The sequence below is a fragment of the Citrobacter sp. Cf116 genome (assembly GCF_030336505.1).
Classification (GTDB): Bacteria; Pseudomonadota; Gammaproteobacteria; order Enterobacterales; family Enterobacteriaceae; genus Citrobacter; species Citrobacter freundii.
The window spans coordinates 35,187-51,014 of record NZ_JAOWEQ010000028.1 but is presented as its reverse complement, the minus strand read 5'-3'; the positions used below and the strand labels follow the sequence as shown (position 1 = coordinate 51,014).

Annotated in this window: 13 protein-coding genes and 4 tRNA genes; 12 read left to right on the top strand and 5 right to left on the bottom strand. The window is 54.2% G+C overall.

Annotated features, from left to right (window positions below; translation table 11 throughout):
* Positions 1–122: 122 nt before the first annotated feature.
* The 5 genes from thrP (at position 123) to OGV74_RS03875 (ending at position 2,043) form a co-directional block, all read left to right on the top strand.
* Positions 123–1,508: a bifunctional threonine/serine APC transporter ThrP gene (thrP, locus tag OGV74_RS03895; protein WP_003017961.1), complete on the top strand. Its 1,386-nt coding sequence runs from the start codon at positions 123–125 to the stop codon at positions 1,506–1,508.
* A 102-nt stretch (positions 1,509–1,610) separates the two neighbouring features.
* Positions 1,611–1,687, top strand: a tRNA-Arg gene (locus OGV74_RS03890).
* A 56-nt stretch (positions 1,688–1,743) separates the two neighbouring features.
* Positions 1,744–1,819, top strand: a tRNA-His gene (locus tag OGV74_RS03885).
* A 20-nt stretch (positions 1,820–1,839) separates the two neighbouring features.
* Positions 1,840–1,925, top strand: a tRNA-Leu gene (locus OGV74_RS03880).
* Positions 1,926–1,966: 41 nt separating this feature from the next.
* Positions 1,967–2,043, top strand: a tRNA-Pro gene (locus tag OGV74_RS03875).
* A 454-nt stretch (positions 2,044–2,497) separates the two neighbouring features.
* Here the strand turns inward: OGV74_RS03875 and hemY are convergent.
* The 4 genes from hemY to hemC are packed head-to-tail and all read right to left on the bottom strand — an operon-like array spanning position 2,498 to position 6,575.
* Positions 2,498–3,697: a protoheme IX biogenesis protein HemY gene (hemY, locus tag OGV74_RS03870; RefSeq protein WP_003017958.1), complete on the bottom strand. Its 1,200-nt coding sequence runs from the start codon at positions 3,695–3,697 to the stop codon at positions 2,498–2,500.
* Between the two features lie 2 nt (positions 3,698–3,699).
* Positions 3,700–4,875 (bottom strand): uroporphyrinogen-III C-methyltransferase, encoded by a 1,176-nt coding sequence (gene hemX, locus OGV74_RS03865; protein ID WP_003017955.1) that lies wholly within the window; start codon positions 4,873–4,875, stop codon positions 3,700–3,702.
* A 21-nt stretch (positions 4,876–4,896) separates the two neighbouring features.
* Positions 4,897–5,637, bottom strand: a complete 741-nt coding sequence (gene hemD, locus OGV74_RS03860) for a uroporphyrinogen-III synthase (protein ID WP_005133323.1) — start codon at positions 5,635–5,637, stop codon at positions 4,897–4,899.
* The gene (hemC, locus tag OGV74_RS03855) at positions 5,634–6,575 is read right to left on the bottom strand and encodes a hydroxymethylbilane synthase (protein WP_003841203.1); all 942 of its coding nucleotides are present in this window, start codon (positions 6,573–6,575) and stop codon (positions 5,634–5,636) included. The genes hemD and hemC overlap by 4 nt, the downstream gene beginning before the upstream one ends.
* Before the next feature lie 391 nt (positions 6,576–6,966).
* On the opposite strand from hemC, the gene cyaA reads away from it, so the two are divergent.
* Entirely contained in the window at positions 6,967–9,513 is a 2,547-nt protein-coding gene (gene cyaA, locus OGV74_RS03850; RefSeq protein ID WP_003017946.1) for a class I adenylate cyclase, read from the top strand.
* A 94-nt stretch (positions 9,514–9,607) separates the two neighbouring features.
* Here cyaA and cyaY read toward each other — a convergent pair whose 3' ends face one another.
* Positions 9,608–9,928, bottom strand: a complete 321-nt coding sequence (gene cyaY, locus OGV74_RS03845; RefSeq protein WP_003017943.1) for an iron donor protein CyaY — start codon at positions 9,926–9,928, stop codon at positions 9,608–9,610.
* A gap of 138 nt (positions 9,929–10,066) precedes the next feature.
* Between cyaY and lptM the strand changes: the two genes are divergently transcribed.
* The 6 genes from lptM to uvrD all read left to right on the top strand — a co-directional run bounded on the left by lptM (position 10,067) and on the right by uvrD (position 15,690).
* Positions 10,067–10,270 carry an LPS translocon maturation chaperone LptM gene (gene lptM, locus OGV74_RS03840; RefSeq protein ID WP_003017937.1) on the top strand — a complete coding sequence of 68 codons (204 nt, stop codon included), beginning with the start codon at positions 10,067–10,069 and terminating at the stop codon, positions 10,268–10,270.
* A gap of 49 nt (positions 10,271–10,319) precedes the next feature.
* The gene (dapF, locus tag OGV74_RS03835; RefSeq protein WP_003017933.1) at positions 10,320–11,144 is read left to right on the top strand and encodes a diaminopimelate epimerase; all 825 of its coding nucleotides are present in this window, start codon (positions 10,320–10,322) and stop codon (positions 11,142–11,144) included.
* Positions 11,141–11,848 (top strand): DUF484 domain-containing protein, encoded by a 708-nt coding sequence (locus OGV74_RS03830; protein WP_003841208.1) that lies wholly within the window; start codon positions 11,141–11,143, stop codon positions 11,846–11,848. The genes dapF and OGV74_RS03830 overlap by 4 nt, the downstream gene beginning before the upstream one ends.
* Positions 11,845–12,747 (top strand): tyrosine recombinase XerC, encoded by a 903-nt coding sequence (gene xerC / locus OGV74_RS03825; protein ID WP_003841210.1) that lies wholly within the window; start codon positions 11,845–11,847, stop codon positions 12,745–12,747. Before OGV74_RS03830 ends, xerC begins: the two co-directional genes overlap by 4 nt.
* Positions 12,747–13,463 (top strand): 5-amino-6-(5-phospho-D-ribitylamino)uracil phosphatase YigB, encoded by a 717-nt coding sequence (gene yigB / locus OGV74_RS03820; protein ID WP_003017925.1) that lies wholly within the window; start codon positions 12,747–12,749, stop codon positions 13,461–13,463. The genes xerC and yigB overlap by 1 nt, the downstream gene beginning before the upstream one ends.
* A 64-nt stretch (positions 13,464–13,527) precedes the next feature.
* Positions 13,528–15,690, top strand: coding sequence for a DNA helicase II (gene uvrD / locus OGV74_RS03815; RefSeq protein ID WP_003017922.1), 2,163 nt, complete (start codon positions 13,528–13,530; stop codon positions 15,688–15,690).
* Positions 15,691–15,828 lie beyond the last annotated feature (138 nt).

The window sequence follows — 15,828 nt, the reverse complement described above, 5'->3', positions numbered from 1 at the left end:
CGTGGAGTTTTGACGCCAACCGCTAAGCGGTCGGTGTCGTATGGCCTGTTATGACATAACAAGATGTACCCATAACGAGAACCGGTAATACCGGACAGTATGCAAACACAACAAGAGGATTTATGGCCGAGAACAAACCTGAGCTACAGCGTGGGCTGGAGGCTCGTCACATCGAATTAATTGCCCTCGGGGGCACTATTGGCGTCGGGCTGTTTATGGGGGCCGCCAGTACCCTGAAATGGGCGGGACCTTCGGTTCTGCTGGCGTATATCGTCGCCGGGCTGTTCGTATTTTTCATTATGCGTTCTATGGGGGAGATGTTATTCCTCGAGCCGGTTGCCGGTTCATTCGCTGTTTACGCTCACCGTTATATGAGCCCCTTCTTTGGCTATCTCACCGCCTGGTCATACTGGTTTATGTGGATGGCGGTGGGGATCTCAGAGATTACCGCCATCGGGGTGTACGTCCAGTTCTGGTTCCCGGAAATGGCGCAATGGATACCCGCACTGATCGCGGTCGGATTGGTTGCATTGGCGAACCTCGCCGCAGTTCGCTTGTATGGTGAAATTGAGTTCTGGTTTGCCATGATCAAAGTGACCACCATCATTGTGATGATCGTCATTGGGTTAGGGGTGATTTTCTTCGGTTTTGGTAATGGCGGTCAGGCGATCGGCTTTGGCAACCTGACCGAACACGGCGGTTTCTTTGCTGGTGGTTGGAAGGGCTTCCTGACGGCATTGTGTATTGTCGTGGCTTCTTACCAGGGCGTGGAGCTGATCGGCATTACTGCAGGTGAAGCGAAGAACCCACAGGTCACGCTGCGTAGCGCGGTAGGTAAAGTGCTGTGGCGTATCCTGATTTTCTACGTTGGCGCAATTTTTGTTATCGTCACTATTTTCCCGTGGAATGAGATTGGCAGCAACGGCAGTCCGTTTGTTCTCACCTTTGCCAAGATTGGTATTACCGCCGCGGCGGGGATTATTAACTTTGTGGTCCTGACGGCGGCGCTGTCGGGTTGTAACAGCGGCATGTACAGCTGTGGGCGTATGCTCTACGCGCTAGCCAAGAATCGCCAGCTCCCCGCCGCTGTTGGGAAAGTTTCTCGCCATGGTGTACCGGTTGCCGGCGTGGCCATTTCTATCGCGATCCTGCTGATTGGTTCGTGCCTGAACTACATCATTCCCAATCCGCAGCGCGTGTTTGTTTATGTCTATAGCGCCAGCGTGTTGCCGGGGATGGTGCCGTGGTTTGTGATCCTGATAAGCCAGCTGCGTTTCCGTCAGGCGCATAAAGCGGCGATTGCCAGTCATCCATTCCGCTCCATTCTGTTCCCGTGGGCGAATTATTTGACGATGGCGTTCCTGATTTGCGTATTAATTGGCATGTACTTTAATGAAGATACCCGAATGTCGCTTTTTGTTGGCATGGGTTTCTTACTGGCCGTGACGTTCATTTATAAGGTTTTTGGTCTGAATCGTCATGGCACAGCCCATAAATTGCGGGAATAAGCGACAAAACGCACAAACCATGACCAAACGATAATTTATTTTAAAAAAGCACTAGACAGAAGACCGAGACCTCCGTAATATCCAGCCCCGCAACGGCGCTAAGCGCCCGTAGCTCAGCTGGATAGAGCGCTGCCCTCCGGAGGCAGAGGTCTCAGGTTCGAATCCTGTCGGGCGCACCATTTAGTAGGGTGCCAGAGCTGCGGTGGTTTTAATACCGCGTAAAAGATTTGCAGTGGTGGCTATAGCTCAGTTGGTAGAGCCCTGGATTGTGATTCCAGTTGTCGTGGGTTCGAATCCCATTAGCCACCCCATTAGTTTAAAGTTGTGAAATGCGAAGGTGGCGGAATTGGTAGACGCGCTAGCTTCAGGTGTTAGTGTCCTTAGGATGTGGGGGTTCGAGTCCCCCCCCTCGCACCACGACTTAAAGAATTGAACTAAAAATTCAAAAAGCAGTAAAACGGCGAGTAGCGCAGCTTGGTAGCGCAACTGGTTTGGGACCAGTGGGTCGGAGGTTCGAATCCTCTCTCGCCGACCAATTTTGAACCCCGCTTCGGCGGGGTTTTTTGTTTTCTGATTTTCCCTTCTCAGCCTTTATTCCCGCGAATTACCTGATGTCTTAAAAAGTCCGAATACCTGGTTTTTGCAGTGCAATCGTGGCATGCCTTGTGCAATAATATGCGGGTAGATGCTCATTCCATCTCTTATGTTCGCCCTCTGGCCTCATAAACTCAGGAATGATGCAGAGCCATTTACGGTGCTTATCGTCCACAGACAGATGTCGCGTAGCCTCATCAAACACCATGGACATAACGTTGAGTGAAGCACCCATTTATGTTGTCATACAGACCTGTTTAACGCCTGCTCCTTACCGAGCGGGCGTTTTTTTATGCATACACAAAAACCTTCGAACTGCTTCTCGAATGATTTTGTGTATACGATTGAAAAATATGTAGGCCCGGTAAGCGAAAGCGCTACCGGGCATTCAGGAGTTACTGCGGGGGATTGTTGTTCTGCAACGTCAACATCAGGCCATCACGACGCATGGTGGCGGCTTCTTCCGGCTGATGCAGTCTGTCCAGCGCGTCAGCAAGCCAGGCGTAGTCATAGGCATCCGGGCGCTGTTTGAGAGCGGCACGGAAGGCGAGCGTGGCTTCCTGCCATTCCCCATGCTTCATTAACGACTGACCCAGTGTACTCCACAGCAACGGGCGATCGCCCACGGCTTTAATCTGCTGGCGCAGCACTTTTTCTATCTGTTCCGGATTATTGGTTTTCAGACGCGGGATCGGCAGCACCAGACGGTCATCGTACTGACGTTTCAAACCATCAATGATGACCTGCTGCGCCGTATCGTGATCGTCACACTCAATCAGATGTTCAGCCATTGCTACCTGCAAAGCAACCTGATGACGAGTTTTACGGTTCTGGTTTTTCCACCATGCACGCAGCCCCTCGCTGCCCTGATCGGCGCGGACCTGATCCATCAAGCCAACCCATGCCTGTTGTTCCAGCATAGCGCGGTGCTCGTCATCACCCACATGCGCTTTTGCCATGGATGGGATGATATCCAGCAAGGAACTCCATGCGCCGGTGCGAATGTAGGCCTGCTCAGCCAGACGCAGCACCTCCGGATGACGTGGCGTTACTTCCAGCAGTTTGTCTATGCTGTGGCGTGCGGCGTGATTTTCATTACGCGCCAGTTGCAGGCGAACGCGAGCGATTTCTACCGGGATCGTATCATTTCCCGCCAGTTCGGCAGCACGCTCAAGGTGTTGGTTGGCGCGAGCTTCGTCACCGCGCTGCTGAGCCGCTTCTGCCGCCAGCAGGTAATTCACTACTGGCTGTTCTGCATGATCGGCATTTTTCGACATCAGCTTCTCAACCTGCTGATAGTCACCTTCTGCCAGTTTGAGCAGCGCCTGTTCGGTCTGCTTACGGGCGCGACGACGTTTACGACCCACAAACCACCCACGGGTATGTGCGCCGGTGCGGAAAATTCGGCGCAACAGCCATTCAATCGCAAACAGGACGACCATGGCGACGATCAGTATGATCACCAGGCCCGTCACACTGGTTTCGATATTGTAGTTATCCGTCTGGATCAACACGTAGCCCTGATGACCGGCTATCATCGGACCGACGACGATCCCGGCGATCAACAGCACAAAGAGCAACAATACTTTTAGCATCATTATTCTCCTTGCGGCGCGGTTGCCGGAGCGTCTGTCGAAGGCGCTGGCGCTGCTGCTACCGGTGCTGTGGCAGGTTGCGCCAGTAAATTACGTACGCGGGTCTGCATTAACTTGTCGAGAATAGCCTGACTCTGCAGCGTTTCCGGGACATCCATACTGATGCTTTGCTGGCTCAGTTGGTCTACTTCTTCAAGGAACGCTTTGGTCGCTGCATCGTCGGTGTCGTAGTAAGCACGCACCCATGTGGAGACATTTTCCAGCGCCTGGCGGTATGTCTCTTCCTGATGACGCGGCACGGCCTGGGCAGCCACTAACAGGCGGGAACGGATATTTTCACGTAAGTAAACGTCCTGGTTCGGTGCCAGCAGCGGTACGGCAGTTTCATCACGACGGCGCACGGTGATAAAGCTGTCCATAAAGTTCTGCCAGCTTTTTTGCAGATTGACGCGCCATTCGCTAATAGAGCTGGAAAGCTCGCTGCTGTCCGAGTCCATCGGTGAATCGTCGGTGTCGTTGTCGGCCAAACGCAGGTTATCGATCTGATTAGAGAGTTGATTCACTTTCAGGATAATGCCGTCATAGTCGACCTGAGTCACCGCGGAGAGGCTCGCGATATCGTCAGTAATCGCACGTCGCGCGGTAATTAAGCTCGGGTCGTTCATATCTGCCAGACTGGCATCGGCGCTTTTCAGCAGCGCCGCGGCGGTAGTGACGTCCTGATCGCTCCATAATTTGCGACCAGCCAGTTTCACCAGGAAATCAGCCTGCGCCAGCAGCCATGTTCCAGCATCGCTGCCGGAGATGGTGGCGACTTTTTGCTGGACTTCATCAAGCTGTTTGACCAGCGCGGCCTGCTGGCGAGTGGCTTCATCCAGCTGCGTTGCCTGCTGTTTAATAATGCCTTCCAGCTCAGCTTTTTGGCTTTCCTGCGCTTTTTGCAGTGCCGTCAGCTGGTTCGCCAGCGCATCGCTGGTTGCCGTTTGTGTTGTTGCCTGTTGTTTCCCCCAGCCGTACAGCCCAACGCCTGCTGCCAGCGCAATAGCAATCGCCACAGCGCTCAGAATCAGCGCGGTGCTGTTCTTACTCTTTTTTTCAGTATTAACTGGCTGTGACGTGGTTTCCACGGCCTCCCTGGTCTCTTCAACCACGGCGGAGGATTTTTCTTGTTCCGTCATTATGGCATCCCATTATGAGAGTTATTGTAATGCGCGTAGTAGCGCATCGTTGTCGGCGTTATCAGCGACCTTAATATCTTGCCAGCCCAGTTCCCGGGCGAGGTGCGCCAGACGCTCACTGACGACCAGCAGCCGACAGCGTAGTAACCAGTGCTCACGATACCACTGTGGAATGAGCGTCCAGAGTTGTTGTAGCATCTCTCCGCTAGTGACAACCACCGTGGTTACGCCACGGGATTGCCAGCGCATCGCTTCTTCTGCACCATCGTAATATTTTGCACTGCGTTGATAACATTCACAAAAATCGACATCGGCTCCGCGTGCCGTCAGGGTTTCACCTATCAGCTCACGGCCACCGTTGCCGCGTAATATAAGCGCGCGTTTTCCCGCAATATTTTGTAATTCAGGTAATTGTAGCAAGACTTCGCTAATTTCCCGATCCAGAGGGTAGTGAATATTGAAGCCGCTAACAGTATGCAGCGCCAGCGCCGTTGTACGGCCAATGGCAAAATACCGCGGAAGGGATGGCCAGCTTTTCTCTTGCTGCTGAAGCTCGGCATCTGCAAAGGTAACGGCGTGCTGCGAGAGGGCGAAGACCAGATCGTTCTCCGTCAGCGCCGACAGTCGGGAAGCAAGCGTTGCCAGTTCCCGACCAGGTGAAAACTCGATGAGCGGAAAACTCCAGGCCACCTGCCCCAGTGTGCGCAGACGGCTCACTAACTCTTCCCCAGCGGGAGACGGGCGGGTGACCAGAATACTCATGCGGGTGCTTCTCCGTTATAAACTTCAGCCAGAATGGCGCGCGCACCGTTCTCCAGCAGTTCTTCTGCCAGAGAGATGCCCATCTGTTCGGCATCCTGTGTGGCGCCGCGACGTTCTCCGCATACCATCTGTGAACCGTCTGGCGCGCCGACCAGCGCACGTAGCCAAATCTCACCGTCGATGATTTCGGCATAGCTACCAATAGGTACCTGACATCCCCCTTCCAGGCGGGTGTTCATGGCGCGTTCTGCTTTGACGCGTAGCGCGGTTTCTTCATGGTTGAGCGGCGCTAACAGCGCCTGAGTGCGCATATCATCCAGTCGACATTCTATGCCTACTGCGCCTTGTCCGACAGCGGGCAGGGAGACTTCCGGCGGCAGAGCGGTACGGACTCGCGACTCAAGACCTAAACGTTTTAATCCAGCGACCGCCAGAATAATGGCGTCATAATCGCCGTTATCCAGTTTGCTAAGGCGCGTGCCTACGTTGCCGCGCAGCGAACGGATGACGAGATCCGGGCGACGCTTCGCCAACTGGCACTGGCGACGCAAACTGGATGTCCCAACGATGCTGCCTGCGGGGAGTTCATCCAGCGTGTTGTACTTATTTGAGACGAAAGCATCACGCGGATCCTCTCGCTCGCAAATGGTGACCAGTCCAAGACCGTCAGGGAATTCAACCGGCACATCCTTCATGGAATGCACGGCGATATCGGCGCGTTTTTCCAGCAGCGCGACTTCCAGCTCTTTAACAAACAACCCTTTCCCTCCGACTTTCGCCAGCGGGGTATCAAGGATCACATCGCCACGGGTTACCATAGGAACCAGTTCCACGATCAGACCTGGGTGGTTTGCCATTAAGGCGTCTTTGACATAATGTGCCTGCCAGAGCGCAAGGGGGCTTTGGCGTGTGGCAATTCTCAAAACATTGTCTAACATGCTTGTTACCGTCATTATCAATCATTGACCATCCTAACATCCTTATCAAAGGGATGTCAGCGTTACGCTCAAACGTAAGTGAGAGGAAAAGGCGCTGCATCATCACTGTCAGTGAATAATGACGAGAAAAACCTCCCGACCGTATGAAGGAATTTACACGTAACGAACGGTGCTACACTGGTATGTAGCGCATCTTTCTTTACGGTCAATGAGCAAGGTGTTAAATTGATCACGTTTTAGACCATTTTTTCATCTGTAACTAATAAAAGTGCAGGGGAAAAAGGTAACGGTAATTTTTGACATACGGTTTATCCGGACTGATGACGAGGGTGGTAAGCGTTTGCGCCGCCGCTATCGACGCCATGACGGATGCAACATCAGGCGATACGTCTTGTACCTCTATATTGAGACTCTGAAACAGAGACTGGATGCCATAAATCAACTGCGTGTGGATCGCGCGCTTGCTGCCATGGGACCTGCTTTCCAGCAGGTATACAGTCTGCTGCCGACATTATTGCACTACCATCATCCGCTGATGCCGGGTTACCTTGATGGTAACGTTCCCAAAGGCATATGCCTTTACACGCCTGATGAAACCCAACGCCACTACCTGAACGAACTGGAACTGTACCGCGGTATGTCGCCGCAGGACCCGCCGAAGGGCGAACTGCCGATCACCGGCGTTTACTCGATGGGCAGTACCTCTTCGGTAGGGCAAAGTTGTTCGTCTGACCTTGATATCTGGGTCTGCCATCAATCCTGGCTGGATAGCGAAGAGCGCCAACTGCTGCAGCGTAAATGTAGCCTGCTGGAAAGCTGGGCGGCCTCGTTGGGCGTGGAAGTCAGTTTCTTCCTGATTGACGAAAACCGTTTCCGTCACAATGAAAGCGGCAGTCTGGGGGGTGAAGACTGTGGCTCGACGCAGCATATCCTGTTGCTGGATGAATTCTATCGCACCGCTGTGCGCCTCGCGGGTAAACGTATTCTGTGGAATATGGTGCCGGGCGACGAAGAAGAGCACTACGACGATTACGTCATGACGCTCTACGCACAGGGGGTGTTAACGCCAAACGAATGGCTGGATCTCGGCGGACTCAGTTCGCTTTCCGCCGAAGAGTACTTTGGCGCCAGCCTCTGGCAGTTGTACAAGAGTATCGACTCCCCGTACAAAGCGGTACTGAAAACGCTGTTGCTGGAAGCCTATTCCTGGGAATATCCCAACCCACGACTGTTGGCGAAAGACATTAAACAGCGCTTGCATGACGGCGAGATCGTCTCTTTTGGTCTCGACCCTTACTGCATGATGCTGGAGCGCGTTACCGAGTACCTCACGGCGATCGAAGATCCGACGCGCCTGGATTTAGTACGTCGATGTTTCTACTTAAAAGTGTGCGAGAAACTGAGCCGTGAGCGCGCCTGCGTGGGCTGGCGTCGTGAAGTATTAAGTCAGTTAGTGAAAGAGTGGGGCTGGGATGACACTCGTCTGACCATGCTGGATAACCGCGCTAACTGGAAGATTGACCAGGTACGTGAAGCGCATAACGAACTGCTCGATGCGATGATGCAGAGCTATCGTAACCTGATCCGCTTTGCGCGGCGCAATAACCTCAGCGTCAGCGCCAGTCCGCAGGATATCGGTGTGCTGACCCGTAAGCTGTATGCTGCGTTTGAAGCGTTGCCGGGTAAGGTCACGCTGGTGAACCCGCAGATATCTCCGGATCTCTCGGAACCGAATCTGACCTTTATCCATGTACCGCCGGGTCGTGCCAACCGTTCGGGTTGGTATCTCTACAACCGCGCGCCTAACATGGACTCGATCATCAGCCATCAGCCGCTGGAATATAACCGCTATCTCAACAAGCTGGTGGCGTGGGCCTGGTTCAATGGCCTGCTGACCTCGCGTACGCATTTGTTTATTAAGGGTAACGGCATTGTTGATTTGCCGAAGCTGCAGGAAATGGTCGCCGATGTGTCGCACCACTTCCCGCTGCGACTGCCTGCGCCAACGCCGAAAGCGCTCTATAGCCCATGCGAAATTCGCCATCTGGCGATTATCGTTAACCTCGAATATGACCCGACGGCAGCGTTTCGCAATCAGGTGGTGCATTTTGATTTCCGTAAGCTGGACGTCTTCAGTTTTGGTGAAGAGCAAAAATGCCTGGTGGGTAGCGTAGACCTGCTGTACCGCAACTCGTGGAATGAAGTGCGTACGCTGCACTTCAACGGCGAGCAGGCGATGATTGAAGCGTTAAAAACGATTCTGGGCAAAATGCACCAGGATGCCGCGCCGCCAGATAGCGTCGAGGTTTTCTGCTATAGCCAGCATCTGCGCGGTTTAATTCGCACCCGCGTTCAGCAACTGGTGTCTGAGTGCATTGAATTACGCCTCTCCAGCACCCGTCAGGAAACCGGACGTTTCAAAGCGCTACGTGTTTCCGGCCAGACGTGGGGATTGTTCTTCGAGCGCCTGAACGTCTCGGTACAGAAGCTGGAAAACGCGATTGAATTCTATGGCGCGATTTCACATAACAAACTGCACGGGCTTTCCGTCCAGGTTGAGACCAACCATGTGAAACTGCCGTCGGTGGTAGACGGTTTTGCCAGTGAAGGGATTATTCAGTTCTTTTTCGAAGAAACGGGTGATGAGCAGGGCTTTAATATCTACATTCTGGACGAAAGCAATCGGGCTGAGGTGTATCACCACTGCGAAGGTAGTAAAGAGGAACTGGTACGCGACGTCAGCCGTTTCTACTCATCGTCGCACGATCGTTTTACCTACGGCTCCAGCTTCATCAACTTTAACCTGCCGCAGTTCTATCAGATTGTGAAAACCGACGGGCGCGCGCAGGTGATTCCGTTCCGCACCCAGCCGATTAGCGCTGTTCCGCCCGTCAATCAGGACAACGACGCGCCGCAGTTGCAGCAGTACTTCTCTTAAGCATAGTGCCGGATGGCGGTGTAAACACTTTATCCGGCCTCCAAATGCGCGAGATACCCAGGCCGGATAAGCGAAGCGCATCCGGCAATCACACTTAGTGGAAGCTCACCTCTTCACCTGCCTGCTGCGTTGCCGCCTGTTCCAGCAGATCCCAGAACGTTTCGCCGCTTCGGTCGCAGATCCACTCGTCGCCTTTCAGGTCAAAGTGGTAGCCGCCCTGTTTGGTCGCCAGCCATACCTGGTGCAGCGGCTCCTGACGGTTAATGATAATTTTGCTGCCGTTTTCGAAACTGATGGTCAGAACGCCGCCGTTGATCTCACAATCAATATCGCTGTCGCCATCCCAGTCATCCAGACGTTCTTCAATGGTCATCCACAGGGTGTCAGCAAGGCGATGAAATTCACTGTCGTTCATTTTCTTATCCTATTTTTCGTGATGCCCGCAGTATAACGTGGAATAAATCGCGATGCAGTTTTTAGCCAAACTCTTGCTTTTACGCCTTCTCCTGCGATGATAGAAAACAGAAAGCATGAACTTTACAGGCAATCAATAATGAAAAACGTGTTAAAGCCACTCGCTGTCATTTTTACTCTGTTCAGCCTGACGGGCTGTGGGCTAAAAGGCCCGCTCTATTTCCCGCCAGCTGATAAAACCGCGCCGCCTCCGACCAAGAGCGTTCAGCCGCAATCGCAATCCACCACGCCTGAGAAAAACGATCGTGGGATTAGTGATGGGCCTTCTCAGGTGAATTACTAACGGCAGGAATAGATTTTACATTTCTGTACCCGCGTGAACGGAGTGAATGATGCAATTCTCTAAAATGCATGGCCTTGGCAACGATTTTATGGTCGTCGACGCGGTAACGCAGAATGTCTTTTTCTCACCAGAGCTGATCCGCCGCCTGGCCGACAGACATCTCGGCGTTGGATTTGATCAACTGCTGGTGGTTGAACCTCCGTATGATCCGGAGCTGGATTTCCACTACCGTATTTTTAATGCCGACGGCAGTGAAGTGTCACAGTGCGGCAATGGCGCCCGCTGTTTTGCTCGTTTTGTTCGCCTGAAAGGGCTGACCAATAAGCGCGATATTCGCGTCAGTACCGCGAATGGTCGTATGGTATTAACCGTAACCGACGACGAGCTGGTGCGGGTGAATATGGGCGAACCCAATTTTGAACCCTCGCAGGTGCCTTTTCGCGCTAACAAAGCAGAGAAGACCTATATTATGCGCGCGGCCGAACAGACAGTATTGTGCGGCGTGGTTTCAATGGGGAACCCGCACTGCGTGATTCAGGTTGATGATGTTGATACGGCCACGGTAGAAACACTGGGACCGGTTCTGGAAAGCCATGAACGCTTCCCTGAACGCGCCAACATCGGATTTATGCAGGTGGTAAAACGCGAGCATATCCGACTGCGCGTCTATGAGCGCGGCGCGGGTGAAACGCAGGCCTGCGGCAGCGGTGCATGCGCCGCCGTTGCAGTCGGTATCCAGCAGGGGCTGCTGGCAGAAGAAGTGAGGGTGGAATTACCGGGCGGTCGACTTGATATCGCCTGGAAAGGTCCGGGTCATCCGCTGTATATGACTGGCCCGGCGGCACATGTCTACGACGGATTTATTCACTTATGAAGCAACCAGGGGAAGAACTACAGGAAACGCTCATGGAGCTCGACGATCGGGCGGTCGTCGATTATCTGCAACGTAATCCTGAGTTTTTTATCCGTAATGCCCAGGCCGTTGAAGCGATGCGAGTTCCGCACCCAGTGCGGGGCACGGTCTCTTTAGTGGAATGGCATATGGCGCGGGCGCGTAATCATATTAACGTGCTGGAAGAGAACATGGCGTTGTTGATGGAACAAGCCAACGCCAATGAAAGCCTGTTCTATCGTCTGTTAAATCTGCAAGGACGTCTGGTGGCGGCCAGCAGCCTTGACGATATGCTGATGCGATTTCATCGCTGGGCGCGTGAGTTAGGGCTGGCAGGAGCGACGGTTCGTCTGTTCCCGGATCGCTGGCGACTAGGCGCGCCCTCAAAATTCACCCATCTGGCATTAAGCCGTCAGGCTTTTGAACCGTTGCGTATCCAGCGTTTGGGCCAGTCGCAGCACTATCTTGGGCCGCTCAATGGTCCTGAATTGCTGGTCATGATGCCGGAGGCGAAAGCCATCGGCTCAGTCGCGATGTCGATGCTCGGGCAGGATGGATCCCTTGGCGTGATGCTGTTTAGCAGTCGTGATGTTAATCATTACCAGCAGGGGCAAGGCACGCAATTGCTGCAGGAAATCTCGCTGATGTTGCCGGAGCTGCTGGAGCGCTGGATTGAACGCGTATGACCGATTCACCCCTTTCTCAGGATGTGGCGCGCTTTTTGCGCTATCTGGGCGTTGAGCGTCAGCTTAGCCCGATCACCTTGCTTAATTATCAGCGTCAGCTTGATGCCATCATTGCGTTAGCCGGAGAGACCGGTCTGCAAAGCTGGCAACAATGTGATGCGCTCATGGTCCGCAGTTTTGCTGTTCGCAGCCGTCGTAAAGGACTGGGGCCGGCGAGTCTGGCACTGCGTCTCTCCGCGTTACGCAGTTTCTTCGACTGGCTGGTTAATCAGGGCGAACTGAAAGCCAATCCGGCAAAAAGCGTTTCCGCGCCGAAAGCACCGCGTCATCTGCCTAAAAATATCGATGTCGACGACGTTAATCGTCTTCTGGATATCGATCTCAACGACCCCCTTGCCGTGCGTGATAGAGCGATGCTGGAAGTGATGTACGGCGCGGGTCTGCGTTTATCTGAACTGGTTGGGCTGGATATTAAACATCTCGATCTCGACACCGGCGAAGTGTGGGTGATGGGTAAGGGCAGTAAAGAGCGTCGCCTGCCGATTGGCCGCAATGCGGTGGCGTGGATTGAGCACTGGCTGGATCTACGCGGACTCTTTGGCTGCGATGACGATGCGCTATTTCTGTCAAAACTGGGCAAACGCATCTCGGCGCGTAACGTGCAGAAACGCTTTGCTGAATGGGGTATCAAGCAGGGGCTGAACAGCCACGTACATCCCCACAAATTACGCCACTCCTTTGCGACGCATATGCTGGAGTCGAGCGGCGATCTGCGCGGAGTGCAGGAGTTATTGGGTCATGCCAATCTCTCCACAACTCAAATCTATACCCATCTTGATTTTCAACACCTGGCTTCAGTGTACGATGCGGCGCATCCGCGCGCCAAACGGGGGAAATAATGCGTTTTTACCGGCCTTTGGGGCGCATTTCTGCGCTCACCTTTGACCTTGATGACACCCTTTACGATAACCGTCCCGTTATCACACGCACCGAGCAGGAAGCGCTCGCGTTTGTACAAAATTATCATCCGGCGTTGAATTCGCTGCAAAATAGCGACCTACAGCGCTTGCGTCAGGCCGTTCGCGACGCCGAGCCGGAAATCTATCACGATGTTACCCAATGGCGTCACCGGGCCGTAGAACGCGCTATGCTGGAGGCGGGTTTGTCAGCGGCAGAAGCCAGAATGGGGGCGAATGCGGCGATGATGAATTTTGCCAAATGGCGTAGCCGCATTGAAGTCCCACAGACGACGCATGACACGCTGAAAGCGCTGGCTCGCAAATGGCCGCTGGTGGCGATCACCAACGGTAACGCGCAGCCGGAACTGTTTGGCCTGGGTGATTACTTTGAGTTTGTGCTGCGCGCCGGTCCCGACGGACGATCAAAACCGTTCAGCGACATGTACACGCTGGCGGCGGAAAAACTGAAAATGCCTGTAGGTGAGATCCTGCATGTGGGTGATGACCTGACGACAGACGTCGCGGGCGCCATCCGTTGTGGTATGCAGGCCTGCTGGATCAAACCAGAAAATGCCGACCTGATGCACACTGCAGACAGTCGTTTGCTGCCGCATATCGAAATTTCACAGTTGGCATCTCTGACCTCGCTGATATAATCACCAACAACTCTGTATAAATTCCCAGGGGTCCGGCTGGGCCCTGTTGATTCCGGCGGTGCCAATGGACGTTTCTTACCTGCTCGATAGCCTCAATGACGAACAGCGCCAGGCTGTGGCCGCGCCACGCAGCAACATGTTGGTTCTGGCAGGCGCGGGGAGTGGTAAAACGCGCGTGCTGGTACACCGTATCGCCTGGTTACTGACGGTAGAGAACAACTCGCCGTATTCGATTATGGCGGTAACCTTTACCAACAAAGCGGCGGCGGAAATGCGCCACCGTATTGGTCAGATCATGGGAACCAGCCAGGGTGGTATGTGGGTGGGGACGTTCCACGGTCTGGCGCACCGTCTGCTGCGCGCGCACCATATGGATGCCAACCTGCCGCAGGATTTCCAGATCCTCGACAGCGAAGACCAACTGCGTCTGCTCAAGCGCCTGATCAAGGCGATGAACCTGGATGAGAAGCAGTGGCCGCCGCGTCAGGCGATGTGGTTTATTAATAGTCAGAAAGACGAAGGGCTGCGCCCGCACCATCTACAGAGCTATGGCAACCCGGTTGAGCAAACCTGGCAGAAAGTGTATCAGGCTTACCAGGAAGCGTGTGACCGCGCCGGGTTGGTTGATTTCGCCGAGCTGTTGCTGCGCGCCCATGAACTGTGGCTCAACAAGCCGCATATCCTGCAGCACTATCGCGAACGCTTTACCAATATCCTGGTGGACGAATTTCAGGATACCAACAACATTCAATACGCCTGGATCCGCCTGCTGGCGGGCGATACCGGTAAAGTGATGATCGTGGGTGATGACGACCAGTCGATCTACGGCTGGCGCGGGGCACAGGTGGAAAACATCCAGCGCTTCCTCACCGATTTCCCGGGCGCAGAAACTATTCGCCTGGAGCAGAATTACCGCTCGACCAACAATATCCTCAGCGCAGCTAACGCCCTGATTGAGAACAACAACGGACGTCTGGGTAAAAAGCTGTGGACCGACGGCGTCGACGGTGAACCGATCTCGCTGTACTGCGCGTTCAACGAGCTCGATGAAGCGCGCTTTGTCGTTAACCGCATCAAGACCTGGCAGGACAACGGCGGTGCGCTGGAGCAATGCGCTATTCTTTATCGCAGCAACGCCCAGTCGCGCGTACTGGAAGAGGCGTTGTTACAGGCCAGCATGCCGTATCGGATTTATGGCGGGATGCGCTTCTTCGAACGCCAGGAAATCAAAGATGCGCTCTCTTACCTGCGCCTGATCGCTAATCGCAATGACGACGCCGCATTTGAGCGCGTGGTGAATACACCGACCCGCGGGATTGGCGATCGTACTTTAGATGTGGTGCGTCAGACCTCCCGTGACCGCCAGCTAACGTTGTGGCAGGCTTGTCGTGAGCTGTTGCAGGAAAAAGCCCTCGCGGGGCGCGCTGCCAGCGCCTTACAGCGTTTTATGGAGCTGATTGACGCCCTGGCCCAGGAGACCGCCGATATGCCGTTGCACGTGCAAACTGACCGGGTGATTAAAGACTCCGGCCTGCGCATGATGTACGAGCAGGAAAAAGGCGAGAAGGGCCAGACGCGTATCGAAAACTTAGACGAACTGGTGACGGCAACGCGCCAGTTCAGCTACAACGAGGAAGATGAAGACTTAATGCCGCTGCAGGCGTTCCTGTCTCACGCCGCGCTGGAGGCGGGCGAAGGGCAGGCGGATACCTGGCAGGATGCGGTTCAGCTGATGACCCTGCACTCGGCGAAAGGTCTGGAGTTCCCGCAGGTGTTTATCGTCGGCATGGAAGAAGGCATGTTCCCCAGCCAGATGTCGCTGGACGAAGGCGGACGTCTCGAAGAGGAACGCCGCCTGGCCTACGTCGGCGTGACCCGCGCGATGCAAAAGCTGACGCTGACCTACGCCGAAACGCGTCGTCTGTACGGCAAAGAGGTTTACCATCGCCCGTCGCGCTTTATTGGTGAACTACCGGAAGCGTGTGTTGAAGAGGTACGTCTGCGCGCCACGGTCAGCCGCCCGGTAAGCCATCAGCGAATGGGCACGCCAATGGCGGAAAACGATACCGGCTATAAGCTTGGCCAGCGCGTACGCCATGCCAAGTTTGGCGAGGGCACCATTGTCAATCTGGAAGGCAGCGGCGAGCACAGTCGTTTGCAGGTCGCGTTCCAGGGGCAGGGGATCAAATGGCTGGTGGCGGCCTATGCCCGACTGGAAACGGTATAACTTTCAGAAAAATATCATTATTTTGTAACGATCTGCTAGCCTTACTGATGAGCAGGTAATTTATCCAGGCTAGCGTTTCGTTGCGTGTTGACGTCAAAATTTTGCTGGCGTAACATGCGCGCACGATTACGCTAAGAG